Raw genomic sequence first — 17,940 nt, forward strand, 5'->3', positions numbered from 1 at the left:
GCGGCTGACCGTGTAGCGCACGCCTGCCGGCGCAGCCGCGCGGTACACCCTCTCCTCAAAGAATGCCTGCGGCACCACGCAGTCCTGGCCGCCGTCGTGCCGGCTGACCTGTCGCAACGAAGTTCGTCGGCTGGGTGGCGTTGGCCTGCTGGAATGGATTGAGCCAGACGGCTGCGGGTCGGTGACGTCCCGCGTGCGGGGTTTTCTGCAGGTCTCCAGTTGACTCACGGGTCATTGCGCCGGACCCGAAGAGGCAAGCCCATGTGAATAATCGTCTCTGCGACGATAAGGCTGGGGAATGTGCAGACCGCCATAGGCGACATGGCGGCCAGGCTCGACGGCGTGAGCAGGAACGACCTCGTCGCCCTCAGCCCCCAGGACGCCGCCGGCCCCTTCATAGACGTTCGCGACGGGATCCTCCACTGGGTCGTGGTGGAGCGTGGCCAGGAACTTCAGCGCCGTACCACCGGAAACCTCGACGAGCTCCTGCACTGGGTCGCCCTCGACGCCACCTTCTCCATGGCTCTGCGCTGGGAGCTCGGGCAACGGGGTAGCTTCCCCACCGGCCGGGACACGCGGATAGCCTGGCTTGCCAAGCAGATTGAACTGTTGCGCCGCCTCGACACCGAGTGGGCCGAGTAGTTCCGTGCGGGCATCCCCACCCCATGCCGGGGGGTCCGACTGGAGGACGTGGATACCCACCCCCTCGGCTGAGAGTCATGCCGGTCCCTTCCGCGTGGTGAGGTGCGTCGCTTCGTCCGGGTCCGACCGGGCCTTCAGCTGCTCGGGCCGGCTCAGCCTCCACGAGCAGGGGCGGCCCTTCTCCCACCACGACTCGAAGCCGACCTGCCGTCCGGTAGTCGGCGCCCGGTTCCAGCCCACGCAATGACGGCCACGGCGAGACCACCGAAAAGGCCGAACCGGCGCCATGTCCTCGAAACGGGACGCCACGCAGTCCAGCCGCGGACGACGTTGTCGCTCGCATGGGGTCCACGTCCTCCAACTCGACGTTGGACCCCGCAAGATCCACCCCGGCCGGTACAGCCACTCAGCACCCCGGAGCGATCACCATCACGGCTCGCTTGCCGTTTAACCACCGGCGTCGAACTGGTATCGAACTGGTCGGGGGTTTCCCCAGTGCACCGGACGTGCGAGAGACCGGGACCCGATCCTGTGCTCAGGGTTGATTCAGCACGGAGGCCGGGATGGTGGGACTGGTCGAGCACGCGAGAAGCCTTGTCGAAGTTGTCGGAGTTCCGGTTTGATTTGTACGCATGCTTGACGTCGCGGGCGGATGCCCTGTTCGACGTGAGTGACGCTCTGCCGTGCACCGACGGACCGGTCCGGATCTTGGCGGACCTGTCGCTCGCGCAGGAACACCGACGCGGGCACGGGGCCTTGTACTCCGGGATCAACCGGGGCCAGATCGACGTCGCCCGGCTGTGGCGGGCCCTGGCCGTTGCGCCATTGCCGCGGGCTGCCGACGGGCGCCTGTCGCTGGCAGTGGACGTGTCCCCGTGGCTGCGTCCGGATGCTGACACCTGTTCGGACTGCTCGTTCTGTCATACCTTCGGCCGAGGTCTGGGAAAGCACCAGATGGTGCCAGGCTGGCCGTATTCGATCGTCGCGGCGCTGGAGACGGGCCGGACCTCGTTGGCCGCGTTGTGGAAGGCGGGTGATCCGGACGTCCTGGTCGTGCTGGACGCTGGCTACGACGCTCCTCGCCCTGCCCACCTGCTGGCTGACCTGCCGGTCGAGGTCTGGGCCGGCTCCGGTCGGACCGGGTGATGCGCAAGCGTGTGCCGGTGCCGTGGATCTGTCCGCCGCAGGGCGGTCGCCCGCCGAAACGCGACGGTGAGTTCGTCTTCGGCCGCCCCGAGACCTGGGGCGAGGCGGTGGTGACGGTGACCGACACCGACCGGTAGGGAACGGCGACCGCGCAGGCATGGGATCGGCTACACCCCCGGCTGACCCGCCGGGCGACTTGGGGCGATCACGAAGGCTCCTTGCCGATCACCGAGGGCGCCGTGATCCGGTTGACGGTGGCGAAGCTGCCGAGGGGCGGGGTGAACAAGTGCTCTGGCGGTCGGCCATCGATGCGGAACACGAGGACGTCGACCGATGCTGACAGGCGTTCCTTCGACGGTTCGACGCGGAGCACACCTTCCGCCTGCTCAAGCAGACGCTGGACCCGCCCCAAGCTCCGGAACTCCGAAGCGGCCGACCGCTGGACCTGGATCGTCCTGGCCGCACACCCACCTCCGACTCGTCGCCGCTCGCACGGGATCTCCGCCGGCCCTTGGAGCAGGCGGCGGAACCGAACAGACTGCACGTGAAGACGGGCACGCCAGCCCATGCACCGAAACCCACTCGGCCCGGACCCGGCTGACCACTCGGATCGAAGAACAGGCCGCCCGCCACCCTCTGCGACGTCGGACGAGTCCTCGCTACCGGCGAGTCCCACACCCGCACCGGACACCACAACGTCGGCACCAAACCCCGCAGGACAAGCTGACTGGCGACATCGAGCATCAGCACACTGAGCACATGCGATACGAGGAGAAGGCGTCGCTCACCGCCACGAGAGCCCTGGTCCCCGTGGCCATCCTTGTCGCCTCACCAGTGCTGCTGATTGCCGGTGCTCCGGTCCGTCGCCGATACCTCCGCTACGTCTACCGGGATGACGTCCCAGCGATCCTGGACAAGCAGCAGGGCCGAATCAGTGTCCACTGGTTCGTGGTCACCAGCCCTCTTCTCGCATGGCTCTGTTGGCCCACAGAGTCGCTCGCCCGACTCATCTCGCGACGAGGTTAAACGGCAAGACTAGGGCGTGTTTGAGAACTCGCTGACCTGCTTGGTGAGCCGTCCAGGGGGGTCGCGGGCGCGGCCTGACGTGCACGGGCCCGGCCGCTCGCTCAGGGCTTCGCGGCGTAGGGACCGACCGGGGCCTCGGTGAACCGGTAAGGGCTGTCGTGTTCCTTCAGGGTGAAGTTCGGTCTGGCGATGGCGATGGCGATGGCGATGGCGATGGCGGCGAAGGTGATGGTGTAGGCGGCGCCCTGAAGCTGTGTCCGCGAAGTTACCTTCAACGGCCTCGACCCCTTCGGGGAACACGGCCTTCGCGGCGTCACGGGTGAGCCCTCTCAGCGGCCCGGCACCGCACGCGTGCAGCTCCTTCAGCAGTGCACTTCCTACGTTCCCGGTGGCCCCCGTTACGAGAATCATGAGTACCTTCTCCCGTCGTCAGGTGATCAACTGGAGGACACGCTAGAAGCTCAATCGCGCTTCAGGTCAAGGCGACCCCTGACAGTCGCTGCTCGGATCCGCCTACCGCGTGGCTGCTTCGAGCTGACGGGGGACGGAGCTGGCGGCCTGCATCCGCAAACACTTCAACGGCTCCACTCTCGCCTTCATCACCTGGCTCGACACCGAACTTCCGCCCGCCGGCCAGGCCGTGTGACCTGAGTGCGCCACCCGACACGACTGAGGGCCCGGGAATACCCCGGGCCCTCAGTCGTAACTCTCAGCTACTTGTCGTCTGGTGCCAGTTTAGGGAGTGCAGGGCCGACACCGAAGGCGTCCCACCAGTCCTGCGCCATCGGTCCCAGGTGCCGGACATGTTCGGGACCCCAGTGTTAGCGCAAGGTAGTTACCGGCAGCGTCAGAGCCGCTTCCAGTACACGGAATCCGTTGGCCGGCTCATCGTGGTGCACCGCGTCCGGCATCGCCCTGCTCGCCAGGCCGGCCGAGGCCGCCGGGCCCGCGCTTCGGCGAGCCGCAGCGAACCGCCCCAGCCAGGCGAGCATCAGGCCCACGCCCCCCCGGACACAACGGCCCACTTCGGCGCCCGATCCTAGCCAAGCCCAAGCAGGCCGCCCCCACCTTGGCCACCCATGGGGATGGCGGCAAGGCCGGCGGGGGGCGGGGGATAGAGCACGCCGGGTTCGACTTAGCTTGATCTTTAAGGTCTGACCTGGTCACGTTCGGCGATGGTCTCGGGTCGTCTGACGGTTTTGCCCACGTCATAGCGGGTGGCGTGGTACCGGTTCTTCGAGCCAAGGGGCCTGCCGGGGCCGGGCCGGTTGGGTTTCGGCACACGAGCCGGACAAGGCAGCTTCGGGCGGAGGTTCCTGAACCCTCGGCGGACCCGGGCGGGGGTGAGTCGGCCGGGCTCGGCTGGCTTCTCCCAAGGGCGGCGGAGATCTGCGACCAGCGGCCGGGTGAGGCGGAGCTGGGTGTGGGCCACGACGACCAGCCACGTCCACCGGTCAGCCGCCTCGGGCGTGCGAAGCTTCGGGCGAGTCCAGCCGAGGGTCTGCTTGATCATCCGGAAGGTGTGCTCCAGGTCGAACCTGCGCAAGAACGCCTGCCAGCGCAGGTCGACGTCCTCGCCGGTCAGGCTGGTGGCCGACGTCCACAGCCAGACGGGAAGTGGATCGTGGCCGCCCGGTAGTCGGTCGACCTCCAGGCGGATCAACGCGCCTTCAATGACGGGGAGTTCGCCGGTGTGATCGATCCACGCGGAGCGGGTGGTCAGACGAGGATGGATGCGGTCCCAGGCCATGGCGCGGACGGTGCCGTAGCGGTCGGAGACCTGCGCGGTCGCGACATTGGGTTCGCCCCAGGTGTCCGGCTTGGCGAAGCGGAATTCCTTGCCGTGCTTGGGCGGGCGTCCGCCTTGCGGCGGTGAGGTCCACGGCACCGGGACCGGCTTGCGCATCACGCGGTCCGTGCGCATCCGCCCGAGGACCTCCACCGGCAGTCCTTCCAGCAGGTAGGCCATGCGTGGAGCGTCGTAGCCGGCGTCCAAGACGATCAGGATGTCGCGGTCGCCCGCCTCCCAGCGGCCCATGTCGATGAGATCCTCAACTACCCGGCGGACTTGAGCCGCAGTGGTCTCGGCGACATCGTCGGCCGGCCCCAGCCGCACGGCGTCCAGGATCTGGCACCACGAGGTCCGACCCGACTCCAGGGCGGCGATGAACGAGTAGGGCCAGCCGGGCACGAACTGGTCCGAGGACCGGCCGCTGCGGCCGTATACGTGACAGAACAAGCGGTCTGCACTGGTCGGTGCGTCGGGGCGGAGCCAGTGGGTGACCTCCACCGCCAGGACCAGGCGCCCGTCGGCGGCCTCGGGCTGCGGCAGCCCTGCCAGCGCCTGCCGCAACCGTGGCACATCGACGTTCCCGCTGTTCAAGGCTTCATACATCGCGCCGTGTCCGCGCCGGTGCTCGGCCGTCAGCGTGAGATCCACCGGCGTGGTCACCGGGCCGTCCGCGCACAGCAACGCATCGGTCAGCTCGAACAAGGTGTCCCCGCGCGCGGTCAGACAGTCGAAGAAGTCATCTCGGAAGCGAGACGCCACCGCGAACGGCTCCTGTTGGATGTCAGGTTGCAGCAGACTCATTCCCCCACGGCCTTCGTGCTGGTCAGGCGCATCTTTGGCAGGAGCACAGGATCAGACGAGGGCCGTGTTCACGTCCCCGGAATTCTCATTCGGGCGATCATGTTCGGAGCATAGTTCGAGGCCGACAAGACCCGCCCTTTAGTCGAGTTGGTAGTCGAACCAGATTCGATGCGTGCCGTCAGCGTCAACAGCCATGCCTCCGGCTCCGGAGATCCCGGCCAGCTCGCCGGTGCCGCTTGAAGGCACGATGGTGAAGAACTCCGCTGTGCGGTCGCTGCCGGATGTTGTCGCCGAGTGCACGAAGTTGAAAGACCCGTCCCGTCCCTGCAGCGAGCCTTCGAATGACTCCATGGCCACATAGGTGCCGACGCCGGTCGACTGGTCGAACGCGGCAGTGAACAGGGTTGCCGCGCGCCCCACGACCTCTCCCTCGAAGTGTTTCTCCATCGTCGCGACACCCACCGGCAGCCCCGTGGACACGGCAGGCTCGGGCTTCAGCTCAGTCGGGACGAACGCTTTGACGGTGAAAGTTGCAGTAGCTCTCATACGCCGACCGTACCGAGGCGGTCTGACAAACGGCGGTTGGACCATAGGTAACTCCGCGCCGGGAGGCGACAGAAACCTTAAAGAGCAAGCTTAGGTGCGGCGGGTCGTGGCGCCAGCGGGCAGCACGCTGCCGGGATAGCGGGCGACGGGGTTGCCCTGCGGGTCGACAACGACGATCTCGCCGGGGATGGCCGTGCCGTTGCTGACCATGATCTGCGGGGTGTCGTTGACGTACCGGATCGTCAGCGTTCCGGGGGTCAGAGTCTCCTCGGGCTTCTCAGGCCCTTCGGACACTTCACCGCCCGGCCTGGTGGTCATAGGGATGCCTTATCTGTAGACGCTTCCTTCTTCTCGGCCAAGAGAATCCACCTTGCAGTCAGATGGCTACAGTACGCAACGAGTGGCCCGGCAAGGTGGTTCAGTTGTCGTCCGCGGCGTCCTCAACAGCGTCCGGGTCCCGGAATGGACGCAGTCCCTGGCCGGGGCCGCTGGCTTTGATGTTGAACAGGTAGGGGCCCAGGAAGTTGATGTGCCGGTCTTTGAGTGGAGACAGGCGGGCCACATCCTCGTCTTGGTGCCGTAACCCTCGACGCGGCGCGGGCGGTGGCAGCCAGGTAGGGGGTGTTCCACAGCACCACAACTGCGAGCTGGTCCTCCTGACCCTCGCGCCATGCCTGGCGGATCTGGCCCCGGCCGCCGTGGCAGATCGCACGGGCCAGGCGGTGGCGGGACTCCTGGACCGTGAGCTGTCGATTCATCAGCTGACGGTAGGTGTCGCCGACCGAATCGACCAGAGCGGGCGTCCTGGTGCTCTCCTCGCTCAGCACCGCCGCCGCTGGCGTCTCGTCCAACTGCCCTTTCTTGCCCGGCCGTTCCCGCGTTTCGTGATCTCCTGGCTTCACATCCACAGACTCCGAACGGGTTAAATGTTCGAGTTAATCGCAGGGATAAACTCTGCTACTGTGCAGGCTGGAGGTAGAGGCAAATGGCATCCGAGGAAGAGCTGTTCTCGAACATCGACGCCCTGCTGGAGGAGGAGCCCCAGCTCCCGCCCCCGGCGGAACGCGCCCGACTGCGGGAGGCCGCCGGCATCACCCAGGTCCGCCTCGCGCAGGCCTTGGCGCTGAAGTCGACGCAGAGCATCAAGAACTGGGAGAACGGCCGCAGTGAACCGACGGGGTCACGCCTGGCGGCATACCAGCGACTGCTGCGCGGCTGGGCGACGAAGTATCCCGCCACCGGCACGGCCCCCGCGGCCGCGCCGGCTTCGACCGCAGTGACCCGGCCGCAGGTGCCGACCATGTTCACCGGCCCGGCCGCGCCCGAAGCCCCCGAGTCGGTGCCCACCGCGCCGGTACAGGCTTCGACCACGCCAGAGCGTCCGGCCGCACGCCCCTCGTCGACGTCGCGCCGCCCGGTCGAGAAGAAGCCCGCCGCGCCCGCGCTGGACCCGCGATTCCCCCACGGCCCGCTCGCCGTACTGGACGGTGACGGCTCCGCGTACGGCACGGGCGGCATCGTGCTGGAATGCCCGGCCACCACGGTGGTGGAGCTGGTGGAGTGGACGCTGCGCGAGTCCGGCTTCGGTGCCCCGAAGCTCAACCGCTACGGCAAGGACAGCGACCCGCTGATCGTGCTCACCGCCGCGGCCGCCGTGAGGCTCGGACTGCCGGAGCGCCTGGAGGGCCACGAGCAGCGCCGCTCCCTGCGTCTGCCGGAGGACCACCCGGTCGTGAAGCAGGTCGCGAAGGCGAAGTGGCAACTGACGCAGCGCGGGTTCGGCCCGTGGGCGCGGATCTACCGCAAGGCGCAGGGACGGGAGCGGGAGTGCGTTCAGCTGGCGATCCTGTCGTGGGACGCCCTCGATGAGCGGTCCTGGCCCGGCGTCTCCGACATGGAGCCGGCCGACATCGCCCGCGTCCTCGGTGTGTACGCCCAGCGGGTCATCACCCCACGCGGATCGACGGCCGTCTCCGGCCTGGAGCTGATGACGGCGCTGCGCCCGCCGACGAAGCCGGAACGCGACGCGGAGACCGGAAACTGGGTGTCCAGCTACAACCCGGGCTCGCTGGGGACGGCGCCGATGGACCCGGCGCCGCCGGAGGCCACCCCGGAGCACCCCGTCGTGGTGAACTCGGGCTGGACCGGCGGGTTCCTGAACGAAGAGGCGTACCAGTGGGTGCGGTCGGTGGAGACCCTCACCGATGAGGAGTGCACGCTGCCCCTCGCGATCGGCCTCGACCTCAACACCGCTTTCCTCGCCGCCGCGGCCCGCCTGGTCGTCGGCCTGTCCGCCCCGGACCACTTCCACGCCCCGAAGTTCAACCCTAAGATCCCCGGTTCCTGGCTGGTCGATCTGTCTCACATCGAGCTGGACTCGCGCCTGCCGTCGCCGTTCACGCCGGACGGCACCCGCCCGACGGGCCCGGCCTGGTACCAGACGCACACCATTGCCTACGCCCAGGAGCTCGGCTACGACGTGCACCCGATCGAGGCGTACCTGCGCCGAGAGACCGGCGCGTACCTGGACCCGTGGCACGACCGTCTCAAGAACGCGTACGTCGACACCCTCGCCGACCTCGGCGTCACAAGGGACCTGGACGACCGCCAGTTCCTCGCCGCGATGGAACAGCACAAGCAAGTCGATCCGGCCCTGTCCGCCGTCCTGTCCGCGATCAAGGCCACGGTGAAGGGCGGCGTCGGCAAGCTCCGCGAGCGCCCGCAGGGCAAGAACTACAAGGAGGGCGAGCGGTGGCCGGCCCTGGAGCGGCCGACCTGGCGCCCCGACATCCGCGCCGCCGTCATCAGCAAGGCCCGGGTCAACATGCACCGCAAGCTCAACAACATGGCGAAGATGACCGGGCTGTTCCCACTCGCCGTACTGTCCGACTGCGTCGTCTACCCCTCGCCGGGCGACTCACCGCTGAACTTCCTCCCGTACGCCGCGTCCGGCAAGCCGCAGCCCGGCGCCTTCCGCCTCGGGCCCACGCCAGGTCTGGCGAAGCTGGAGGGCGTCCAGTCGATGCTCTGGGCGGTCGACCTGATGGAGAAAGGCCTCAACCCCGCCAGGCACATCAAGGGCGGCGACGCCGTCCTGGACGAGGGCGAGTAGCCGTGGCCGTGGCCGCCGCGACCACCACCGCCCAGACGCCGTCGCTGGTGGTCGGCGCCGAGCAGGAGCGGACGCTCGACCGCCTCGAGGCGCGCCTGGAGGCCCTGCAGTTCTCCCTGCGCGCCCGCCGTTCCGACCCCCGCTTCGGGTTGTGGCGACATGACATGCGCGAGACGCGCGAGACCTGGTTCCGGCTCGTCGACCCCGACGGGCAGGACCCGACCCCCGAAGGGAGCTGAACCACCGTGGGAGAGATCGAGGACGCCCTGGAGCGCGCCGACCGGGAGCACTTCACGAAGGAACCGCCCAAGACGCTCCAGGGCCGGATCTCCTTCCTGCTCAAGTACCTGAGCACGAAGGAGATCGGCGAGGAGATCGGCGTCACCGCCGACTCCGTGAACAGGTACCGGCGCGGCGCCCGCAAGCACCCGCGCGCCGATGTCGCCGCGAAGATCGACGCGGCCGTCCGGGCCCGCTGGCAGCCCCAGGTCCGCAAGCGCCGGCGCAAGCAGGCCGCCGCGGCCACCGGCATCACGGTGGAGACCCGAGCCCGCTTCGGGTACACCGCGCCGGTCGGCACGACCGACGACGGCCGCTTCCGCCGCCTCACCGTCCACCTCCCCGCGACCTACGCACAGCGCCTGTTCGACGCCCGCGACGCGGGTGCGAGCGACCAACAGATGCGCGGGATCATCGCCGAGGGATTCAAGGAAGTGTATTTCCAGGACGGCGGAGGCCGCGCGCCGGGACTCTCGGACGTCGCCATTAACGACATCGACTATCTCGATCTGGAATTCTGACCGACGCGAAACTTCCCGGACTGAAATCTCGTTTACTGAGCAGAAGCACGGTAGTTGTCACATAGGCAGTCTTGTTGTCACCTGCGAGATGCGGCGCCGGAAGGTCTCAACTCTTGACGGCCTCTGCGATCTGCTGGGCGGCCTGGGCGGGGGTGAGGTGCGTGGTGTCGACGACCTCGGCCTCGGCGTGCAGCCACGTGCGGGCCGCCTCGGCGTAGGGCTCGAGGTATTGGAGACGGAACGGGGAGTTGGGGCCGAGAACGGTGTCGCCCGCGATGCGCGCGCGGAGGGTGTCCTGGTCGGCATGGAGGACGAAGTGTCGGACCGGAATGTCGTGCTGGGCAAGGCCCGAGCTGATCTCGTGCCAGTACTGCTCGACCAGGACGGTCATGGGCATCACCAGGGTTCCGCGGGTGTAGTCGAGGATGCGTCGGGCGGTTTCGACCACGAGGGGCCGCCATGGCGGCCAGTGCTGGAAGTTGTCCGTCGCGGGCAGTCCTGGCTTGATGTCCATGAGTGTCTCGCCGACTTTCTCGGCGTCGAACACCCGTGAGTTCGGGATCAGCTGCTGGACGAGCGCACTGGTCGTTGTCTTGCCTGCGCCGTGGGTGCCGTTGAGCCATACGATCATGGACTTGACGCTAGCGGGCCGCGGGGACAGGCAGAGTAGAAAATCCGGTATGGCTTCGGCGGGTCTCAGGGCGGTACCAGGATCCTTGGAATCGGCTCTGGCCGGAGTTCCGTGAAGGGCCACGTTGCCGGAGTGGAGGTGGCGGGAACCCCGCGACCCACTTCGCAGGCCGCTACCCCGAAGCCACAACCGGGCCGGCTGTGACCTGAGGAGTGTTGGGAAGCAACGGTGCGAGGTTGTCCCTCACGAAGTCCGCCGCCCGCTTAATCGACTCTTCGGCCCCGGACCGGGTTTCGAAGATGCTGGTAGAGACCATCACTCCATCCCCGGCGTCCACCCAGTAGTAAGCCACGAAACCGGGGACCCGGCGCAGGAGAGACACGAATCCCTCGTCCACTCGGCGGCCTGCCTCAGCAGAGTCAGTCACCCCTTCGTAACGCCGAATCACTGCGTACATAACTGATCTCCTCATGGATCCCAAGGCCACCTTGCACGAAACGACATACCCCCACTACGCCTCTCTCGCTCGGAGGACGTCCGGAGGTGACCTGAATGGGTGCACCAGTGAGCCAGGCTGGGCATCAGCCGTGGCCAGGACGTCGACGAACCGGGACTTCACGGAACTCCGGTCGCGTCCAGCAGCATGGCTGGGTGAAGCAGACGGGTGGCGGGCACAAAGTCGCTCCGGCTTTCGACGCAGTTCAGGCTTGCGTGGGGAAGCGCTGGACGACGTAGCCGAGATCCTCGCCGGTGCCCTGGTCACGGTGGCCGGAGTCATGACCGCTCTTGGGCTGACGAGCGATCTCGTCTTCGTGGCGCTCAACAACGAGCCCTGGCCGATTTACGTTGCCTCTCTCTGCGCCATCCTTGCGATCGTCTGCAGCATCGTGGCGTTGCTCATCCACCCGACCAAGAGGGGGCAACTTGTGGGAGACCGTCGTCCTGGTGGTTGGTGTGATCCTCTACATGGTCGCCCTGAGCGTGGCAGTCGTTGGCGCGGCCAAGGCGGCGGGCGGGAACGGCCGGCCGACGATCAGCAACGTCAACCTCGAAGGGCCGAGGTCCAGCCTCAGGCTGAGTTTCGGCGTACGGGCGGACGGGGTCGAGACGTGGGCAAGTGTCGGCGTGTACGTCGTCGCCGTCGACGCGGACGGGAATTCCCTCAACGGCCTGGCAGACCTCTACTCGAGCAGCCTGAGGCCTGACGACAAGGGCGGGATCAACCAAAACGTCAGTGTGCCGGTCTCGGCCGCGCGAGACGCTTGGGGCCTCGAAATCGTCGCGATCAACGCTGGTGGTTCCGATGAATGCGAGGCCCGGGCGGTGCGCGGAGCCGCGTGCACGACAATCCAGCTTCCTTGATCACGACCTTCTAGAGTCGAGGAGGTCTCCGAAGGTGATCTTCTCTTCGTACTCGAAGGTCATCGCGGCGGCGAGCGCCGCCCACCGGTCTGGGCCTCGGCCGCAGCGGTCCAGCAGGATCTGCAGCGCGATCTCGGGTTCGCTTCGGGAGAGGATCTCGTCGGCGGGGATCTGGAGCAGGTGCTCCAGGGTGTGGCGGCGGGACTTGACGACGGCCCGGTAGATCTCGGAGCGGGAGAGGATCTCGCCGGTGCCGGGGGAGTCGAGCCAGCACTGTAGGACGGCCGCGCGGTCGGGGCGCTGGGCGAGTTCGTCATCGCTCACCAGGCGCAGCACACCGTTGTCTTCGTCCTCGTCGACCGGGACGGCCGCTGCCGCGTCCAGGAACCAGTCGGGGCCACCGGCCCTCTCGGAGATCCAGGCCAGCTCCGCGGGGTGCAGCCCGTCCAGGACGTCGGTGACGGCGGTGCGCGGGGTGTGCGGGTTGAGGCAGCGCGGAGATCGTCACCGTCCTCGCCGGGCAGCTTGCGAGCCTCTTGAAGGGCGCGAATCCGAAAGCACCTGACGCGGCGTACACCGAAGTGGTGACCAAGCAGCTCGCATACGCCCGCGCCCATCAGCGCCTCGAACGCCTCCCGTCCGACCTTGGGAGCGAACAGGCGACGCCAGAGGACTGCAGGCCGGTGTCATCCCCAGGCCCCTGGGCCTGAGCGGCGCTGGGCCGGCCCGATGCCGTGCGCAACGTCCGGGGCCTGGCCGTCGGCACCACTTTGGCCTCCTGACGCGCCGCGCAGACGCCGCAGCCGCGCGGATGCCGGTGAAGACGCGGAAGCCGGCGCATCCGCAGGTAGGGGCCGTCTGCGCGCCCTCGCACGCTATCCGGCCAGGTCCGATGGCTTTGTGCCATTCGTCGGCAACCCGCCTCCAACATCACCAAGACGCCGCTACACAAGAGGGTTGGCGGCGGCATTCAGCCGTCCCTGGGGCCAAGGCAAGTCGGTGGGGAGGCCGGGGCGGTTGGTGACCATTAACGTGGCGGTCCTGCTCGTAGTCGTCGTCATCTGGCGGCTGCGGCGGCGTACGGAGGCCCGCAGCCGCTTCGACGAGAAGCTGACCGTCGTCATCGTCCTGGCGCTGGGCGTCCTGATCGCCCCCACCCCGGCCGGTGAGGGGATCGTGAACATTTTGGGACATCTCGCGAACGGCCTCACCCAGGCCAGCCGATGAGCCCCCGCACGCACCGGCCGGACGGCACTCGCCGGCGCGCACTGCGGATCACGAGTTCAGGGGGCGGGGAGTGATGGCGGCACGTCGACGGCGCCGACGCTTGAAGAGGCAGACCCGCAAGCAGTTGCGGGTGTGGGGTGCGGTGGCGGCGGTGATCGCCGTGGTGTGGGTCGCCGGGAACTGGTCGAGGGTGTGGCCCGTCCTGATGACGGTGTTCGCCGCGGCTGTGGTGGGCGGGGCTGGCTGGGCGCTGTTGCGGGCGCACCGCCTGGCGGTCGGCCAGGACCTGGCGTGGCGGGCGCAGGAGGAAGCCCGGGCGCGCGAGTTGTCCATGGCTCAGGTCGACGCCTTGTCGTGGCAGGAGTTCGAGACGTACGTTGCGGAGCTGTGCCGGCGGGACGGCTGCACGAAGGTCGTCGTCAGCGGCAAGAGCGGCGACCTGGGCGCGGACGTGGTCGGCTACCTGGCCGACGGCCGCAAGCTGGTCGTGCAGTGCAAGAAGTACGCGGCGCATCGGAGTGTGTCCTCGCAGGACATGCAGAAGTTCGTCGGCACCGCGCGTCTCGAGCACGGCGCGGACGTCGCCTTGTTCGTGACCACCGGCCGTGCGTTCACGAGGGACGCGCTGGGCCTGGCGCTGCGCCAGGACATCGTGGCCCTGCACCGCGACCTGCTGGGCGCCTGGGTCAAGGGCGCTCACCTGGAGAGCCTGATCCCGCTGAACGGCAGCGGCGGCGGCACCAGGCGGCGCCCCTCCGCCTGACCAGGGCACACGCTGCTGTGGGTTTCCAACCTGCCTTGGTGGATTCGTCGGTGTGGGCGACGAAGGCCCGTCCGGAGCGGGGCGCCTTCTAGGTTGGCCGGCCCGTCCGGACGGAAGCGGAGCACGACCGAGCGCGTACTCGAGATCGGTGCTGTCCACGACGGGGCCTTCCTGCGCTGATCGGAGTGCCGGTGCCCGTCGGGTCGGCGTCGGCTTCACGGCCGCGACCCCACCGAGCACCTCCAGCGTGGCACACCAGCCGCTCCCCGCCGCAGTGATGGGACTTCCTGAATCTCCCCACCCCACGCTCACGGGTTGGACGGACCTGCTCGCCGAAGTTCCCCATCCCCGAGTCGCTGATCAGAAGTCGGGCACCACAGCGGAGAGACCGCCCGATAGCCGGCCAGGTCCAGGGGTGGGTCGAGTGGTCCAGGGTGGGCAAAGCCCAGCGCGAAGCGCCGCCGAAGGGGCCCCCTTGACCGGCCCGGGTATCGCTGGAACCGGGGTTGGCGCCGAGATTGATTCTTGGCGTCCAGCGCAGGTCAGGGATGCCGCGTCGGACTTCTCCAGAAGATCGTGGCCGCCGGCAAGGGGCGTCGACCGTCCGGCGGGTGCCGGTGGAATTTCTGATAGCTGAGTCAGCGCAGGTCGAGCAGCATCACGTCTCGAAGGTCCGCGCCCGTCCCCCACGGCCGCGCCTCGCCGACCTTGCGGTATCCCCAAACCCGGTAGGCGGCCGACGCTGCCTCGCTGCCCTGGTTGACGTTCAACAACACCCGCTCGGCCTCAATACTGTCGAGCAGCGTCTCGTGCAGACGCCGCGCGATGCCTTGCCCGCGCCACGGTCCGCGCACGGCGAGTTCCATCAGCCCGAAGGTGCGGTTTCCGTCCTCCCGTCGCATGTCGTCGGGCACCTGCTCGGTCAGTTCGTCCCACCAGACCGTGTCGGGGTCGAGCGTGTGGCCGTACGCCATGCCGACCGGCTCGCCGTCCCCGGTACGGGCCAAGGCAGCGCGGAACGTGCGCTTGCGGGCCTGGGAGGGGAAGCGGCGGAAGGCGGCGGCGACGTCGTCCTCGGTCTCGTTGTAGGGAGGCTCGGCGAACGCTTCGGCATAGATCTTCCTGAACGCGTCCACGGCCATCACCGCGGCTGATCCGTCCATGCGCTCTATCGCGATGGTCCCCTGCTGCGTCATGTGATGCCCCTCGGTCGGTCTCGCGGATGCGCTCGCCACACTTTAAGGAAGACCAAGTAGCCAGCGAGATCGATCTCAGCACGAGAGCAACCACCTGGGGAACGAAGAGTAGCCCTGGGGAAATTTCGGGATCCGCATCAGCAGCCAGCCGCCGTGGCGCAACGACTCCGGCTACAGGGCGGGCAGGTGACGGGCGAGATCGGCGGCGAGGTCTGGGCCGGGTCCCAGGGCGCCCGCTGAAGGCCGCGCCAGCGTCGGAGCCGTAGGTCAGGAGGTGGCGGCGGGCTCCGCTTCGTCACCTGCGTCCCGCAGGGCGTCTTCCAGGTCGGTGAGGGTGGTCTCGGCTGGGGTGCCGACGGCCTGCAGGGCTTCTTTGAAATAGCGCGAAGCCTGTCACCTACGCTGCCCAGACTGGCAGAATGCGCTCATGCCTTTTACTCCAGCCGTGGATCGTGATCACGGATACGGAGGCTGCTCGCCGGTAGCCTGCCTGCGTGGCTGAGATCTGGGACGAAGAGCAGTTGATCGCTGACGGCTTCGAGCGTGTGTACGCCGAGTTGGAGTGGTACGACGGACCGCGCGCCGGCCTTGCTGACATCGACGGGAAGCCTCACTACTTCCAGAACCACGACTACGACCACCGCGACGAAGTCGATGAGTACGAGGTCTGGCCCGCGACCGAGGCGGCGGCGGAGCTGGAGCGCGAGCAGTGGGCGATCTTCGCCAGGTGGAACGAGCGCCGTAAGGCCGGCGAGGTCGGACCGGAGAGCCATCCGGACCACGGCGGGGTCGACGCCCGCTATGACGAGCTGGAGCTGCTGTTGGCGCCACACCGCCTGGCGCCCGACGACGTCAGCCAACTTGTGGTCGAGCTGCGGTTCGTTGCCGGCGCCCGCTACCGAGTCGAGGGGCTCGACTACTGGTTTCGGTGGCGGCCGAGCAGGTGAGGCCGCCGTTGATCATTAGGTGCTGTGTGGACAACCAATTAATCACGCGGCAGCCTCGGGCGTCAGCGTAGTGCCTGCCCACTGGCAGGAGGCATTCGAAGGTCTGATGAGCCGGATCGCCGGCCGGTTCTCCCGGGTTGAACCCCGTAGCCCGGTGCGGCGGTTGGTCTCCGGGCTGCTTTCGGACCTGCCGAGGAAGAACTGCTGGACCCCGGCCGAGCACGCGGGCGACGCCACTCCCGACGGCATGCAGCACTTGCTCCACCGGGCGAAGTGGGACGCCGACGCGATCCGTGACGACATACGCGCCTACGTGGTCGAGCACCTGCACGACACCGAGGCGGTGCTCGTGGTCGACGAGACGGGCGATCTGAAGAAGGGCACGGCGACCGTCGGCGTCCAGCGCCAGTACACCGGTACGGCCGGCCGCGTCGAGAACGCCCAGGTCGCCGTCTATCTCGTGTACTCCGCCGCCCGCGGACACGCCGCCATCGACCGAGCGCTGTACGTGCCGCGCTCGTGGACGGAAGACCCGGACCGCTGCCGGAGCACGGGCATCCCCGACGATTTGGCCTTCGCTACCGAGCCAGTCGCGTGATCGTCTCGCTGAGGGCCTGATCCAGGAGACGGTCGAGCCCGCTCTGGTCGATCCGGCCCGCCGCGAAGTCCTGGAGACCGTCGAGCACGTAGCGGGGCCGGGGGATGCTGCCGATCGGTTCGGTGGGAATGCTCATGCCCACGAACCTAGGTAGCCCCACCCTCCCTTCGACCGGGGCGCGCGGGCAGGGTCACCGAAACCGGGGGCGGCCCGGTTGCCGGGTTGACCGGGGCCAGCTGACAGGCGCCTCAACTGCCCCTGACGTTCCGTCCCAGGGCAGCCGCTGGGTGGGGAGATCAGGTGAGCAGGTCTGTCCCGAACCGAAGGGGAAGATGCGTGCGCCACTCACATGAGTGACGCCCGTTCAGGCCGATAAATCGCGTGGCCATGGTGCCGCCGGCCTGAGGTCACGGGTCCGCCCGCGGTCAAACATCGGTTTCCGGTCCGCCTTCCGCCTCAGCTCGGGAGTCACCCGTCGTGATGGCAGCAACACTGTGGGTGTCATATCTCCTGATGGAAGGTAGCCAGCCATGCCTGAGTGGAAGCAGATCCGCGGAAACCTCACTGCGATCTCGGCCGGGTCCCGGACGAACGTGTGGGGCGTCAACGCCGCCGGCAACATCTACAAGTTCTCCGGCTACGACGACCTCGGCACCAGCCCGTGGATCCAGATCCCCGGCAGCCTCTCCGACATCGGGGCCGCCGCCGACGGCACCGTCTGGGGCGTCAACGCAGCCGGCAACATCTACCGCTACGCCGGCGACCAGGAGGAGAGCGCGGACCAGTGGGTCCAGATCCCCGGCAACCTGACCCGCATCGCGGTCGGGTCGCGGACGAACGTGTGGGGCGTCAACGCCGCCGGGGACATCTACAAGTTCTCCGGCTACGACTTCCTCACCCCGAGCCCGTGGATCAAGATCCCCGGCAGCCTCTCCGACATCGGCGCCGGCGCCGACGGCACCGTCTGGGGCGTCAACGCGGCCGGCAAGATCTACCGCTACGCCGGCGACCAGAACGAGAAGAACCACTGGTTCGAGATCTCCGGCAACCTGACCCGCATCGCGGCCGGGTCGCGGACGAACGTGTGGGGCGTCAACGCCGGAGGCAACATCTACAGCTTCTCCGGCTACGACGACCGCAGCACCAGCCCGTGGAACCAGATCACGGGCAGCCTCACCGACATCGGCGCTGCCGCCGACGGCACCGTCTGGGGCGTCAACGCCGCCGGCAACATCTACCGCTACACCGGCGACCGCCAGGACTGACCAAGTCGGCAACATGACGCAGGCCCCCGGCTATTGTACACGCCGGGGGCCTTCCGGCCTGAGTGGGAGGCTGTTATCCAGGCCGC

General features: G+C 68.1%; 17 protein-coding genes and 4 pseudogenes. 11 read left to right on the forward strand and 10 right to left on the reverse strand.

The window, feature by feature from the left end; translation table 11 throughout:
- Window positions 1-300: 300 nt before the first annotated feature.
- Together ACN9M0_RS39310 and ACN9M0_RS39315 are read left to right on the forward strand one after the other, a co-directional pair.
- Window positions 301-642: an Imm63 family immunity protein gene (locus ACN9M0_RS39310; protein ID WP_426405241.1), complete on the forward strand. Its 342-nt coding sequence runs from the start codon at window positions 301-303 to the stop codon at window positions 640-642.
- A 594-nt stretch (window positions 643-1,236) separates the two neighbouring features.
- Window positions 1,237-2,515, forward strand: a pseudogene (locus ACN9M0_RS39315) (transposase).
- Between the two features lie 400 nt (window positions 2,516-2,915).
- On the opposite strand, the gene ACN9M0_RS39320 reads toward ACN9M0_RS39315, so the two are convergent.
- The 6 genes and pseudogenes from ACN9M0_RS39320 to ACN9M0_RS39345 all read right to left on the reverse strand — a co-directional run.
- A complete protein-coding gene (locus tag ACN9M0_RS39320; RefSeq protein ID WP_426405410.1) occupies window positions 2,916-3,089 on the reverse strand; it encodes a hypothetical protein in 174 nt (57 codons plus the stop codon).
- A pseudogene (locus ACN9M0_RS39325) lies at window positions 3,061-3,225 on the reverse strand (NAD(P)H-binding protein); the annotation flags it as partial. The pseudogene ACN9M0_RS39325 and the gene ACN9M0_RS39320, both read right to left, overlap by 29 nt.
- A 736-nt stretch (window positions 3,226-3,961) precedes the next feature.
- Window positions 3,962-5,407 (reverse strand): NF041680 family putative transposase, encoded by a 1,446-nt coding sequence (locus ACN9M0_RS39330; RefSeq protein ID WP_399701954.1) that lies wholly within the window; start codon window positions 5,405-5,407, stop codon window positions 3,962-3,964.
- 138 nt (window positions 5,408-5,545) lie between these two features.
- On the reverse strand, window positions 5,546-5,953 hold the full coding sequence (locus ACN9M0_RS39335; protein WP_366041006.1) for a DUF3224 domain-containing protein: 408 nt from the start codon (window positions 5,951-5,953) through the stop codon (window positions 5,546-5,548).
- A 90-nt stretch (window positions 5,954-6,043) separates the two neighbouring features.
- Window positions 6,044-6,271 carry a hypothetical protein gene (locus ACN9M0_RS39340; protein WP_426405242.1) on the reverse strand — a complete coding sequence of 76 codons (228 nt, stop codon included), beginning with the start codon at window positions 6,269-6,271 and terminating at the stop codon, window positions 6,044-6,046.
- A 100-nt stretch (window positions 6,272-6,371) separates the two neighbouring features.
- A pseudogene (locus ACN9M0_RS39345) lies at window positions 6,372-6,750 on the reverse strand (Tn3 family transposase); the annotation flags it as partial.
- Window positions 6,751-6,938: 188 nt separating this feature from the next.
- On the opposite strand from ACN9M0_RS39345, the gene tap reads away from it, so the two are divergent.
- The 3 genes from tap to tpg are packed head-to-tail and all read left to right on the forward strand — an operon-like array spanning window position 6,939 to window position 9,865.
- Window positions 6,939-9,065: a telomere-associated protein Tap gene (gene tap, locus ACN9M0_RS39350; RefSeq protein ID WP_426405243.1), complete on the forward strand. Its 2,127-nt coding sequence runs from the start codon at window positions 6,939-6,941 to the stop codon at window positions 9,063-9,065.
- Between the two features lie 2 nt (window positions 9,066-9,067).
- Window positions 9,068-9,304 (forward strand): hypothetical protein, encoded by a 237-nt coding sequence (locus tag ACN9M0_RS39355; RefSeq protein ID WP_426405244.1) that lies wholly within the window; start codon window positions 9,068-9,070, stop codon window positions 9,302-9,304.
- A 6-nt stretch (window positions 9,305-9,310) separates the two neighbouring features.
- On the forward strand, window positions 9,311-9,865 hold the full coding sequence (gene tpg / locus ACN9M0_RS39360; protein WP_366041002.1) for a telomere-protecting terminal protein Tpg: 555 nt from the start codon (window positions 9,311-9,313) through the stop codon (window positions 9,863-9,865).
- 106 nt (window positions 9,866-9,971) lie between these two features.
- Here the strand turns inward: tpg and ACN9M0_RS39365 are convergent, their stop codons facing one another.
- Window positions 9,972-10,496, reverse strand: coding sequence for an ATP-binding protein (locus ACN9M0_RS39365; protein WP_399701943.1), 525 nt, complete (start codon window positions 10,494-10,496; stop codon window positions 9,972-9,974).
- Between the two features lie 924 nt (window positions 10,497-11,420).
- Between ACN9M0_RS39365 and ACN9M0_RS39370 the strand changes: the two genes are divergently transcribed.
- Window positions 11,421-11,858 carry a hypothetical protein gene (locus tag ACN9M0_RS39370; protein WP_426405245.1) on the forward strand — a complete coding sequence of 146 codons (438 nt, stop codon included), beginning with the start codon at window positions 11,421-11,423 and terminating at the stop codon, window positions 11,856-11,858.
- Here ACN9M0_RS39370 and ACN9M0_RS39375 read toward each other — a convergent pair whose 3' ends face one another.
- Window positions 11,859-12,182, reverse strand: coding sequence for a hypothetical protein (locus ACN9M0_RS39375; RefSeq protein WP_399701940.1), 324 nt, complete (start codon window positions 12,180-12,182; stop codon window positions 11,859-11,861).
- A 693-nt stretch (window positions 12,183-12,875) separates the two neighbouring features.
- On the opposite strand from ACN9M0_RS39375, the gene ACN9M0_RS39380 reads away from it, so the two are divergent.
- Together ACN9M0_RS39380 and ACN9M0_RS39385 are read left to right on the forward strand one after the other, a co-directional pair.
- A complete protein-coding gene (locus ACN9M0_RS39380; RefSeq protein ID WP_399701939.1) occupies window positions 12,876-13,085 on the forward strand; it encodes a hypothetical protein in 210 nt (69 codons plus the stop codon).
- 73 nt (window positions 13,086-13,158) lie between these two features.
- Window positions 13,159-13,848 (forward strand): restriction endonuclease, encoded by a 690-nt coding sequence (locus ACN9M0_RS39385; RefSeq protein WP_426405246.1) that lies wholly within the window; start codon window positions 13,159-13,161, stop codon window positions 13,846-13,848.
- A gap of 638 nt (window positions 13,849-14,486) precedes the next feature.
- Here the strand turns inward: ACN9M0_RS39385 and ACN9M0_RS39390 are convergent.
- Window positions 14,487-15,044 carry a GNAT family N-acetyltransferase gene (locus ACN9M0_RS39390; protein ID WP_399701936.1) on the reverse strand — a complete coding sequence of 186 codons (558 nt, stop codon included), beginning with the start codon at window positions 15,042-15,044 and terminating at the stop codon, window positions 14,487-14,489.
- 494 nt (window positions 15,045-15,538) lie between these two features.
- Between ACN9M0_RS39390 and ACN9M0_RS39395 the strand changes: the two genes are divergently transcribed.
- Entirely contained in the window at window positions 15,539-15,991 is a 453-nt protein-coding gene (locus ACN9M0_RS39395) for a hypothetical protein (protein WP_426405247.1), read from the forward strand.
- 106 nt (window positions 15,992-16,097) lie between these two features.
- Window positions 16,098-16,580, forward strand: a pseudogene (locus tag ACN9M0_RS39400) (IS701 family transposase); the annotation flags it as partial.
- Here the strand turns inward: ACN9M0_RS39400 and ACN9M0_RS39405 are convergent.
- A complete protein-coding gene (locus ACN9M0_RS39405) occupies window positions 16,570-16,725 on the reverse strand; it encodes a hypothetical protein (protein WP_399701932.1) in 156 nt (51 codons plus the stop codon). The pseudogene ACN9M0_RS39400 and the gene ACN9M0_RS39405 sit on opposite strands and share 11 nt — an antisense overlap.
- A 394-nt stretch (window positions 16,726-17,119) precedes the next feature.
- On the opposite strand from ACN9M0_RS39405, the gene ACN9M0_RS39410 reads away from it, so the two are divergent.
- A complete protein-coding gene (locus ACN9M0_RS39410; RefSeq protein ID WP_190104676.1) occupies window positions 17,120-17,854 on the forward strand; it encodes a tectonin domain-containing protein in 735 nt (244 codons plus the stop codon).
- The last annotated feature ends 86 nt before the right edge of the window (window positions 17,855-17,940 follow it).

The organism is Streptomyces sp. R-07 (assembly GCF_049913175.1).
Lineage (GTDB): Bacteria > Actinomycetota > Actinomycetes > Streptomycetales > Streptomycetaceae > Streptomyces.